The organism is Microcoleus sp. T3_A4, from assembly GCF_036700465.1.
Taxonomy (GTDB): Bacteria; Cyanobacteriota; Cyanobacteriia; order Cyanobacteriales; family Microcoleaceae; genus Microcoleus.
The window spans coordinates 134,292-145,423 of sequence record NZ_JAUBOY010000007.1; the positions used below are offsets into that span (position 1 = coordinate 134,292).

At 45.9% G+C, this 11,132-nt stretch carries 5 protein-coding genes; 2 read left to right on the plus strand and 3 right to left on the minus strand.

Translation table 11 applies throughout. From position 1 onward, the window contains the following. Positions 1-241 precede the first annotated feature (241 nt). From QUA07_RS06290 to QUA07_RS06300, 3 genes are all read right to left on the minus strand, one after another. Complete coding sequence (locus tag QUA07_RS06290) at positions 242-3,712, minus strand: PAS domain S-box protein (protein WP_333323445.1); 3,471 nt, start codon at positions 3,710-3,712, stop codon at positions 242-244. 263 nt (positions 3,713-3,975) lie between these two features. Further along, complete coding sequence (locus QUA07_RS06295) at positions 3,976-5,898, minus strand: response regulator (RefSeq protein WP_333323447.1); 1,923 nt, start codon at positions 5,896-5,898, stop codon at positions 3,976-3,978. A gap of 202 nt (positions 5,899-6,100) precedes the next feature. Then, positions 6,101-7,387, minus strand: coding sequence for a chemotaxis protein (locus tag QUA07_RS06300; RefSeq protein ID WP_333323449.1), 1,287 nt, complete (start codon positions 7,385-7,387; stop codon positions 6,101-6,103). A gap of 249 nt (positions 7,388-7,636) precedes the next feature. Here QUA07_RS06300 and QUA07_RS06305 point away from each other — a divergent pair, with 249 nt between their 5' ends. Beyond that, positions 7,637-10,186: an ATP-binding protein gene (locus QUA07_RS06305; protein WP_333323451.1), complete on the plus strand. Its 2,550-nt coding sequence runs from the start codon at positions 7,637-7,639 to the stop codon at positions 10,184-10,186. A gap of 146 nt (positions 10,187-10,332) precedes the next feature. Further along, positions 10,333-11,031, plus strand: coding sequence for an N-acetylmannosamine-6-phosphate 2-epimerase (locus tag QUA07_RS06310; RefSeq protein ID WP_333323453.1), 699 nt, complete (start codon positions 10,333-10,335; stop codon positions 11,029-11,031). Positions 11,032-11,132 lie beyond the last annotated feature (101 nt).

Here is an 11,132-nt window from a genome sequence, read left to right on the forward strand (position 1 = left end):
ACTGAAAAAAACTTAAGCACCCTGCCTCATCAACTCGGCTTCTTCACAGATAGAGCAGAAGAAAGAAGCAATAAAATTAAGAGTTTCAGCAGTTAAGAACGTTCTAATCAAGCGGTTGGTATGTTGCCACTCACCTAGTGAAACCCTGAACATAAAAATCGACATATCAGCCTCCCAAAATCATCCTAACCGCGTGCGTTTCCAGAAACTTTAGCTTTCGCGAGTTCCGATCAAAGCAATCTCAAACCTCCAAACTTTTTCCCCCCTCGCCTTCCAACGGTGCAGGCACTGTGAAATAGAAACTGCTTCCTTCTGAGACAACACTTTCGGCCCAAATTCTGCCGCCGTGCTGCTGTACGATACTGCGACAGATAGCCAAACCCAAACCCGTACCTCCTTTTTGGCGGGAGTCAGAAGCATCGACTTGTTGAAACCGTCCAAAGATAGTTTCTAGTTTATCTGCTGGAATCCCCCGCCCTCGATCTTTGACTTCAAATAAAACCCGTGAAGCGTAGCTATCCCGTAGGGAATCGCCTAAATCTTCAACCCTGACAGTTACTGTACTCCCTGGAGCGGAGAATTTAATCGCATTGCTCAACAAATTTACCAGCAGTTGAACGATTCTGTCCGGGTCAGCCCAAATTTTTGCTGCATCGGGCAAAATCGACAAATCAATGTTATTTTCAGCAGCCAAAGAAAGTACAGCTTCTGCGGACTTCCGCATCAAAACCTGGGCATCGCACCACTGCTTGACGAGGATAACTTGACTCGAATCGAGCCGTTCTAAGTCGAGAATATCGTTTACCAAACGCACTAACCGTTCGGTATCGCTCGAAGCGATTTCTAACATCTGTTTGGCAGTTTCCGGTTTACTTTTCAGTACCCCCGCCGCCAGCAAACCTAAAGAACCGCGAATGGAGGCAAGTGGCGTTCGCAGTTCGTGGCTGACAATCGAAATAAACTCATTTTTCATTTTTTCAATGGCCCGACTTTCTGTGATATCTGTGACTGTGCCGACGTGACCAATTAGTTGAGATCTGTCGGAAAAAATCGGAGCTGTTGTAAGCCGACAAAACCGAATGGTTCCGTCTCGCTGGATGTGGCGGAATTCGCAGGAAAATTCCCCATCTAGCGATTGCGATTCTGACCACTTAGACAGAATTAGTTTGAGGTCTTTGCGGTGAACAAAGCGCATCCAGCCGTTTCCTAAAGCTGCTGCCGGTGTGAAGCCACCAATTGCTTGACAGCGAGGATTTGTATAGGTACATTTCCCCTCAGTATCGATTTTGAAAATGCCCACGGGGGAACTCTCGCTCAGAGAGCGAAATAAAGCTTCGCTTTCCCGGAGTTCTGCTTGAGAGCTTTCTAGTTCTCTGGTTCGCTGCAAAACTCGCATTTCTAACCGTTCGTTGAGCTGTTGGAGGGCTGCTTCAGCAAGTTTGCGATCGCTAATATCGCGGTACACTGATACCCAGTGGGTAAACTCACCATTTTTGTCCGCTATGGGGACAATGCTCATTTCTACCCAAAATTCCGTCCCGTCTTTGCGGTAATTGATCGAGTCAACCCGCACCGACTGCCAGGTTTCCAAAGCTGTCCGAATTCGATCGATACTGGCGCGGTCTGTTTTTTGTCCTTGCAAGATGCGTGGCGTTTTGCCCACAACTTCTTCTAGCGTATAGCCGGTCATCCGCGTGAAAGCTGGGTTGACATAAATAATTCGCGGGCCCGGTTCCTCAATCGGTTCAGCTTCGGTAATTAACACGGCGTCGTTAGTGGTGGTGACTGCTGATTCCAACAGGCGCAACTGTAATTCTCTAGCTTTGCGATCGGTAATTTCTGTAACTGTCCCCACCATCCGCACTGCATCGCCTGCTTCGTTGTAAAAAAACTTACCTTTCCCCTCAATCCAGTGAATGCTGCCGTCGGGCCAAACCACGCGGTATTCGTGATAGTAATCTGATCGCTGGGCGAGCACCTGATTTATAGCATTCTCCACACCTTTTAAATCTTCTGGGTGAACGCAAGCTACAAACATTTGATAAGTTCCGGCAAAAGTCCCCGGGGCCACCCCAAATAACTCTTCGTGTTCCCTCGACCAAACAATGCGATTTTTCTGCAAGTCCCAGTCCCAAAATCCGATTTTGGTAGCGGACAAAGCTAAGCTGAGCTGCTGATTGGTTTTCCGCAACTCCATGCTAGTAATCGCCACTCGAAGTTCTCGGGCTATTTCGATTTCGCATAGCTGCCAAGGCAAAGATTTTGACCTCACAGTTTCTTGCCACAACTCAAAGGAATTGCGAGGAGAAATCCCTCGGCTGTCATCCGGTTTAAATTCTATTTGCCCGTCGGGTTTACCAGCCCAGTTGACAGTTTGAATTGCTTCGGAACGGAACCACAAAATGTAATAATTGTGCATTTCGGACAGGGCGAGTACCAGCAAACCGCTAGCAACTTCTTTGTATTTCTCGGAGGGTGGATAGAGTTTCGAGAGAGAATCTGTATGGTAAACATCATTATTTATTTGAGTTTTGAGCCAAGCAATTAAGTCTTTACTTTCTACCAAGTCCGGCGTTTGGCCGATGGTTGTTAAATCTTCATTGGCACACACAACTCCACCGGTAGCGCCCACTAATGCTAGCAATTGATCTTGGGATTTCAGTAAACCTTCGACAAAGCTGTGTGATTGAGAGATATTGGCGACAAGTTTATGGCAAATCTCTTTTAAATAAACTGCATATTCCCGGTCTTCGCTATCTTGTTTGTAGGTAATTTCTAGATTCACAAACTTGGCGAGCAGTTCGCAAGCAGTTCTTGTTTTGTAGTTGACATACTTTCCTGTTGGGTGGTGACAGGCGATCAATCCCCAAAGTTTTCGATCTTTGATTAATGTCAATGTCATGCTAGCACCAACGTTCATATTTTTGAGATATTGAGCATGGCAAGGCGCAACTGTTCTCAACAAAGAGCAGCCCAGATCGAGGGGGCGATCGGTTAGAGGATTGCAGTGAGGAATTAGTTCTACAGGCTGACAGTTAATATCGGGAATAAACCGAATTAAATTCATGCTGAACAGGTTTCTGGCCTGGGGGGGAATATCGCCAGCCGGATAGTGCAGTCCCAATAAAGGAGCCAAACTTTCTACTTTGTCTTCGGCGACAACTTCCCCCGCACCGGTGGCATCAAATTTATAGACGATCGCTCGATCGAAACCGATCATCCTCCGCACTTCTTCAACTGCTGTCTGACACAGCACTTGCAGGTTTTGTGTTCTGTGGATTTTGTCGATCGGCTCTTGGACTAAATTATAACAATTGAAACAATCGCTCGTTTTTGGGGAAACAACCGACTCTAGTTCAACAATTAATGCTGAATTTGATTGATGTAGCGTCCCCTCAAAAAAAGACTTGCGGTCTTGACTTGTGAATGATAATCTGATACCGTTATGTTGTTGGTTGTTTTCAAATAAAGCTTTTTCAATAGCCTCAATTTCCTCAGTCTCGACAAATTCCTCTAAAAATTGCTCCAAAAGTTGTTCGGGGTAAAGCCCCATCGCTTCAAAAGTATTGTTGCTAACTTGCAAAATTTTCAACGCCGGAGATTCCAGCACCAAAAGGATGCCGTGAGGTTGAATCGAACCGGGGGCGTAAATTAGTTCGCAGTCGCTGTTATTTAGAGTGTTTGTGTCTGAGGGCAATGCCATTGCTTTCATCTGATTAATACTTCTCTAAATTAGCCTGTGTTCTTGATCAGCGGGCAAGCATCAATTAACAGCACCGCGTCGGAATCACACAATCTAATAATCCCAAGTCTTGGCTAAGGTTTCCTGATTTGTTTCGGCCACGCACTGCATATTTGCTTCTAGTTATCCCATTTTAAAAAAAAGAATACAACTGTAGGTACGTGCTCGAAACCCTTATCTCATCAGTCATTCCCTGTTCTTCAATTCTTAAATTCTTTAAATCTAAAATGGGATTAGCGCTGTGCCTGAGCCAGTCTGTTTCTGAGTTGAGTCCGCTCCAAACGATTCAGGAGGCGAGCAATTAATTCCGGTTTCACGATCGGCTTGTTCACGTAGTCGTCAGCACCTGCGACAAACATTTGGCGCACTATTTCCGATTCGGAATGAGCTGTCAAAAATAGCACGGGGAGCTTGCTCCAGCGCAAATCGTTGCGAACTGCCAAACACAGCTCGATACCGCTGTAACCGGGCATCTCCACATCTAAAATTAGCAAATCCGGACAAGTTGTTTCGAGTACCTCCCAGAACTTTTCGGGATCGTCCAATGTTGTTACTTGAAATCCCCAAGGTTGTAGAATAACTTGCAGTGCAGCCAATAGATGCACGTCATCGTCTACCACCATAACTTTAGCTTCAGCAGGGCCAGTCTGGTCGATTAATTGGGCGACTGCTTTGAGTATATCTGCTGGGGGTATAGATTTGTGTAAAAAGCCCGAAGCTCCCAAACGAGCAACTTCTATTCGATCGCTCAATTGATTGTACTCGCTAAAAACCATCACCGGAATTTCGGGCTTTTCACTGCGGAGTTCGGCTAAGAGAGAAAGTCCGTTTTCCTGAGATCTGGAAAATGTCAAATCCAGCAAAATCGCGTCGGGAGGCTGTTGAGAAATCGCATTTCTTGCCGCTTGCGGAGAGTTGGCGACTTCTATCTGGAAGCCGGAACCGGATGCTACTGTTTTCAGTCGATCGCTCCCAAAAGTATCATCATCAACAATCAGCATTCGGCGCTTTTGGGAAACCGCAGGAACCAAATCGCCTTCGGGTTCGGGCGACGGGCGATCGAATATCTGTTTTAGCTGATGCAGAAATCCCTCAATCTGCTGAGCAGTCCCCGGTTTCCAGATGTTTTCACCCTTAAACAAATGTTCGATCTGGCGCGCCACTTCCGAACCTTTCGGCAGCCCTAACGTTCCCAAAGAACCGACTAATTTGTGAGCTTGAGCCTGGGCTTCCTCGCGCAGTTCGCCCTCCAAGCTTCCCTTTTTCAGTTGAGCGATCGCGCGATCGAATATCGCCACCTTTTCTATAAAATTAGCTTTTAAATTTTCCCGCATTTGGGCAATCGCATTCAAGACTTTGAGACGGCGCTCGTCTTTGTTTAATTCCTGGCTAGACCCGCTGGATGCAGTAGATAAAGTCTCTTGAGTTTTAGCAGTTTCTGCCGTTTCCTGCCCAACTTGTTGGCTCTCAATCTCCTCCGGCAGACTTTTGAGCCGATAGCCCAATCCGTACACGGTTTCCACTAAATCTACAGTCATCCCGGCTGCTTTCAGCTTCTGCCGCAGCCCCTTGATGTGAGCGGTAACGGCTTCTTCTTGAGGAAATTCGCCGGCCGACCAAATGCGATCGAGGATAGCGCTGCGACTGAAAATGCGCCGAGGATTTCTCAGGAAAAGTTCGAGCAAATTGTACTCTTTGGGAGTCAAGTGCAGCACTTTTTCGGCATAAGTTACTTCCGTAGTGTCTGGGTTGACTTGCAGTTTTTCCCAGGTCAAATTTGTACTTGACAAAGTTGCCTTACCCCGGCGCAGCAAAGCCCGAATTCGAGCGATTAATTCTTCGAGATTAAAGGGTTTGACCACATAATCGTCTGCACCCGCCTCTAAACCTTGGACTCGATCGTTGCTGCTATCTAGCGCTGTCAGCAGTAAAATCGGCATTTGGCAGCCGGACGATCGCAATTTTCGACACAAACTAATGCCGTCGAGTTTAGGAATCAGCACATCCAAAACAATCAGGTCGTAATCGTATGCCTGCACCAAATGCAACGCTGTTTCACCGTCTGCTGCCGCATTCACATTGTAATTGTGAGAGTTCAGCGCTTGAGTCAGCAAACTGACTGTAACTGTGTCATCTTCTACCAGCAGGATTTTCATAAACGTCACCTGTCCTTCCAACTATTCTTGGAACTTTTTATCGGTTTTTGGGGCTAATTAAATAGCCTTTTTACAACTGAATTCAAAAAATCCCCACCTTCAGTATAACAAATAGCATTCTTGAAATAGAATAATTGTCAATTCTTATTTTGATTTTATTGGTTTTCCTCTCCAAATGTTTCATTAGATTGGGGCTGATATTTTATGGTTTTTTGTACTTCAGCGCCTGCTGAATCTTTTGAATCAAATATTGCGAGGAATCTTGATTGTTAACTAAGTCTTCCAACTCGGAGACCGCGACTTCGGTGTGTTCTATATCTCGAACTAAAGAATCAGCGGTAACACTTTTTATGACTCCCAAAGGTTCTTGGATAGCGGTCAACGAATTGAAATTCTTTTCCGCTATTAATTCTTCCAACTCTAATAGTGCCATTTCGGCGCGATCGATCTTGATAGTCACGGATTTAGCCACATTAGCACCCGCTCTTGCTGCCTCCGTGAGTTCGTGAACTCGAAGTTTAAATCGGCTAGCAATTTGCTCCATTTGAGTCCCCAATTCAAAAGTTTTACTTGCCAGTCTGCCAATTTCTAGACTCACTTTGCTCAGACCACTAGGCTGACTTCCCATTTGATTGGTAACTACAGCCACCTGTACTGCTAAATGCCTGACTTGTTCGATCGCCTCCCGGATGGTTCGGGAAGTGCGGTTAACCGTTTCTAAATCATTAGCTATTGCTTTGCCCACGCCCAAAATTTTATCTGTATTGTTGCAAATAGAATTAGCACCTTGAAAAGTAGCTTGAAATGCTTGGCGACCTTCCGAAGAAATCAGTTTCGCAATCCTTACAAATCGCTGATTCATTTGAGCGATTTCTTCAGCTTGTTTGACCAGTGCCACTTGCTGGGAACTAGGATTGGCATGGGAATTTTCGGTTTGACGTTGGTGGATTTTTAAAAGTTCATTACATTCGTGAAGCTTAGCCTGTTCTTGTTGAATTAGCGCCAAATACTTGTGTCTTTCCACTCGGTATTTTTGAATAGCTTTGTTGGCTTGTGCTAAAACTTTTGACTGGGCAATTACCAGAGTATGAATGTTCAAAAGGCGGTGGGTATGGTCTTCCATTACCACAATAATCGGTTCATAAATCAAGTCTTTGTGCCTGTGGAAAGACGCTTGGACGGCATCGTCAATTTTCCAGTTTTCCGAAAGCAGCAAAGGCGGAATTCTAATAAAATCTAACAAGGCTCGAATCGGGTGTGACCCGTAAAGTTCTGCGCGATCGGGAAAACTCATTTGCTCTCGAAATTTGACGCGAGAAATCATGCCCAATACCTGTGATTCATGAGTAATAATGACTCCCGGCAGGTCTGGTTCTTGCTCAAATCTTTCAGCCACTACCTGTCCTAGAGTTGCAGCGCTCACTTGGAAGTCGTGACACGGCAGATGTCCGATCGTGAAATCGGGGGTGAGTTGAGTTGGATTGCTCATTTACCCGGATAGTGTTAAGTACAAGTTAACAAATTATATATTAATATTATACTGGAATAAGATTGTTTCAAGTAATAACAATGATAGGGAGAAATAAGCTCTCTGGCTCCGGGGCCTTCTATTACCTACTTTCTGACTACTGTCATCTCAAGTCTGTTGGATCGGCCGCACCTGTTGTGCCACGGGTTCCGTCCTCACAACAAGGGCATTCATATTTTGTTCTTTAAAACAACCGGGAAAATATCTAGATTGAAACCAAAAACCTTACATCGGACTTTGCCCCTAGCAACCTTTGAGGCTGCTTACCACTTGTTACAGCAAATGGCTGAACTCCCAGGGGCGATTTGGCTGACCGACGATGCGATGATCGCTGATTCTCACAATCTGGAAAATTCGTCGGAAAGGTTTGCAGCAGTGGTATCAGAGCATTTTAGCGCACTGCTGCGGGGCAATCTATTAGATGAGTTCGCAACAAACGGACACAAGCACAGCGAAACAAATCTCCATTCGCAATTGAATGTGCAGTTGACTTTCGACCCCGGGGCGATCGCCGATTTCCTGTCTCCCCTCGCAGACAAACTCGCAGAAATAACGCCCGCACCTTCGTGGCAAATTGACATTCGCGCCCTCAAACAAGCAATTAAAAATATACAGATTAACTCGGCCGTTCTTCAAAGCGAATTCACCCTAAATTTGCTGGATATTCTCGCTGCCAATGCCAGCCCAAATAATCGCCCGCCCCTACACAGCCAAACAGAAATAGAGGGAAAATCCGCGCCCAAAGTTATAGATCCAGAAACGCTACAAAGCCAGATTGCTGAAGCCGTCAATCAATTACAAATTGCCAGTCCCTGTATTTCATTTTGTCAGCCAGTAGAAGATGCTTTGCAGCAGCAGCTCGAACAAGAGCGACTTTTGAATCAGGTCACAACTCAAATCCGCCAGAGTTTGGAATTGCCTGTAATTTTGTCAAAAGCAGTCGAGCAAGTGCGAGAGTTTTTGGAGGTCGATCGCCTGTTAATTTATCAATTTGAAAAAGTGCCAGCACCGCACAAGATCCAGTTAGCGAAAGAAAGACCTACGGCGGTTTCTGGGTCTGGCGAAATCCCAGAAAATTCCGGGTCTTACTTGTATTTAGGTCGCGTTACCTACGAAGCTTTAGCCAATGACGCTATCTCGTCTGTACTGAATTTTAGTGATGGCGCGCAATGTTTTACCAATGGAGTCATTGACCGAGAGAAATATCGCAAAGGTTTGGCTTTGTGCGTCGCGGATGTGGAAACAACTTACTCTTCGCAGCCTTGTTTTTTAGAGTTGATGCGGCGGGCCAAGGTGCGGGCAAAGTTGCTAGTGCCGATCGTAGTTCAAGATGACTTGTGGGGGCTGCTAATTGCCCACCAGTGTACTTTTCGGGAGTGGGAAGAAAGCAAAAAAACTTTTTTGCGACAAATAGCAGAACATTTGGCGATCGCCATTTACCAAGCCGAACTTTATGCACAAGTTCAGCAGCAAAAGCGCACCTCAGAACAGCGCGTAATAGAGCGCACGCGAGAACTGCGCGATGCACTGGTCGCCGCCCAGTCGGCCAGCCTCGCCAAGAGCGAATTTTTGGCAGCTATGAGTCACGAATTGCGGACTCCCCTCACCTGCGTCATCGGCATTTCCGACACGCTGTTGCGGTGGTCTTACGGCAAAGTTGGCAGCAAAGAAGTGCCGATACAAAAGCAGCGGCAGTACCTGCAAACTATCCGAGACAGCGGCGACCACTTATTAGAATTAATTAACGATATTTTAGATTTATCGCAAGTAGAAGCGGGAAAAGCAATATTAAAAATTAGTGAATTTTCACTTTCTAAATTAGCTTCTCAGAGCCTGCACGCCCTCAAAGAAAAAGCTGCGGCTAAAGGCGTGGAACTGCTGCAAGAACAGCGAATAAAACAAGAGTGCGATCGTTTCATCGCTGACCCGCGCCGCTTGAGACAAATTCTCTTCAATCTTTTAGGCAATGCGATTAAATTTACTCCCCAAGGCGGGCGAGTAATCCTGCGAGTTTGGGTGACAGAAGATAAAAATCGAACGCCGGAAGTGCGACATTCCGGTATTGCACCTGCTGGCAGCACCGCTGTTTTTCAAATCAAAGATACCGGCATTGGAATTCCCGAAAATCAGCGATCGCTGTTGTTTCAAAAATTCCAGCAGTTGGATTCTCCCTACCGCCGCGAATACGGCGGCACCGGTCTGGGATTGGCTTTAACTAAACAGTTAGTAGAGCTTCACGGCGGTGCGATCGAAGTCAACTCTAAAGTTGATGTCGGCTCTACTTTTACCGTTTTTATACCCATCCAAAGTATAACCAAAGATGAATCCACCAAATTCACATATGAAAAATCTAATTCATCTTTACCGCTGCATTATTCCTCGCGGGGCAGCCTCGTACTCGTGGAAGAAGATGAAGAAACTGCTATGCTGATTTGCGATATCCTGACAGCCGCAGGACTGCAAGTGGTGTGGATGATTGAAGGTTCTGCGGCGGTGGAGCAAATTGAACTTTTGCAGCCGAATGCTGTGATTGTCGATATGCGTTTGCCCGGTATGAATGGCTGCGAAATAATTCACCAACTGCGCCAAAAACCCGCTACTGAAAATATCAAGATTCTAGCTTTAAGCGCTAATGAAATTCCGCCAGATCGGATATCTTTCGTGACGGCGGGAGCTAACGATTGTTTGACTAAACCGATTCATCCTGAGCAATTGCTTGACAAAATTATTTCTTTAATGGCCGGTACTGGTAATGGGTAATACAATTTTAGATTTTAGATTTTAGATTTTAGATTTTGGAATGACTCATTGGATATGGGTTGGGCTCTGGTCTACAGTTACATTCTTTTTTTTGAACTGGTATAATTTGTAATTCCCAATTACCAATTCCCCATCCCCAATTCGCTATGATTAATTGTCAAATTCCTACAGGATTAATTGTTTCTTGTCAAGCACCTGCTGATTCGCCGCTGCACGATCCGATCGTAATTGCGGCAATGGCTCAAGCCGCCATCAATCGAGGTGCATCGGGCGTGCGGATTGACACTCCGGCTCACATTGCAGCGGTGCGAAAACAGATATCCGCTCCCATAATTGGGATTTGGAAGCAGCAATTGCCGGGATGCGAGATTTACATTACTCCTCGGTTTGAAGACGCGCGGGCGATCGCCGATTCTGGAGCCGATATTATCGCGGTTGATGCTACTCTGAGAAACCGTCCTGCTGGCGGGGAAGATTTAAAGACATTAATCGGGCGAATTCACAGTGAATTGGGTAAATTAGTGATGGCGGATGTAGATACAATAGAAGCTGCGATCGCGGCAGCCGAAGCTGGTGCAGATACTGTAGCAACTACTCTTTTTGGCTACACTGCTCAGACGGAAAATTTTTCGCCGCCGGGATTTGATTTGCTTGCGGAAATGGTAGAAAAGCTTAAGGTTCCCGTTATCTGCGAAGGCGGGATATCGGGGCCGGAAATGGCTAAAAAAGCCTTGGATTTAGGAGCGATGGCTGTTGTTGTGGGGACAGATATTACTGGGATTGATCTTAAGGTGACAGCCTATAAGTCGCTGATGGGGAAGGAAGTTCGGCAACGGATTGTTTAACGGATGTAACGGATGTAACGGATTGAAGGAAGTTCGGCAACGGATTGTTTAACGGATGTAACGGATGTAACGGATTGAAGGAAGTTCGGCAACGGATTGTT

Excerpts from the sequence above, each read along its gene's own strand:
- QUA07_RS06290 (WP_333323445.1), bottom strand. The coding sequence starts at position 3,712 with ATGAAAGCAATGGCATTGCCCTCAGACACAAACACTCTAAATAACAGC.
- QUA07_RS06295 (WP_333323447.1), bottom strand. The coding sequence starts at position 5,898 with ATGAAAATCCTGCTGGTAGAAGATGACACAGTTACAGTCAGTTTGCTG.
- QUA07_RS06300 (WP_333323449.1), bottom strand. The coding sequence starts at position 7,387 with ATGAGCAATCCAACTCAACTCACCCCCGATTTCACGATCGGACATCTG.
- QUA07_RS06310 (WP_333323453.1), top strand. The coding sequence starts at position 10,333 with ATGATTAATTGTCAAATTCCTACAGGATTAATTGTTTCTTGTCAAGCA.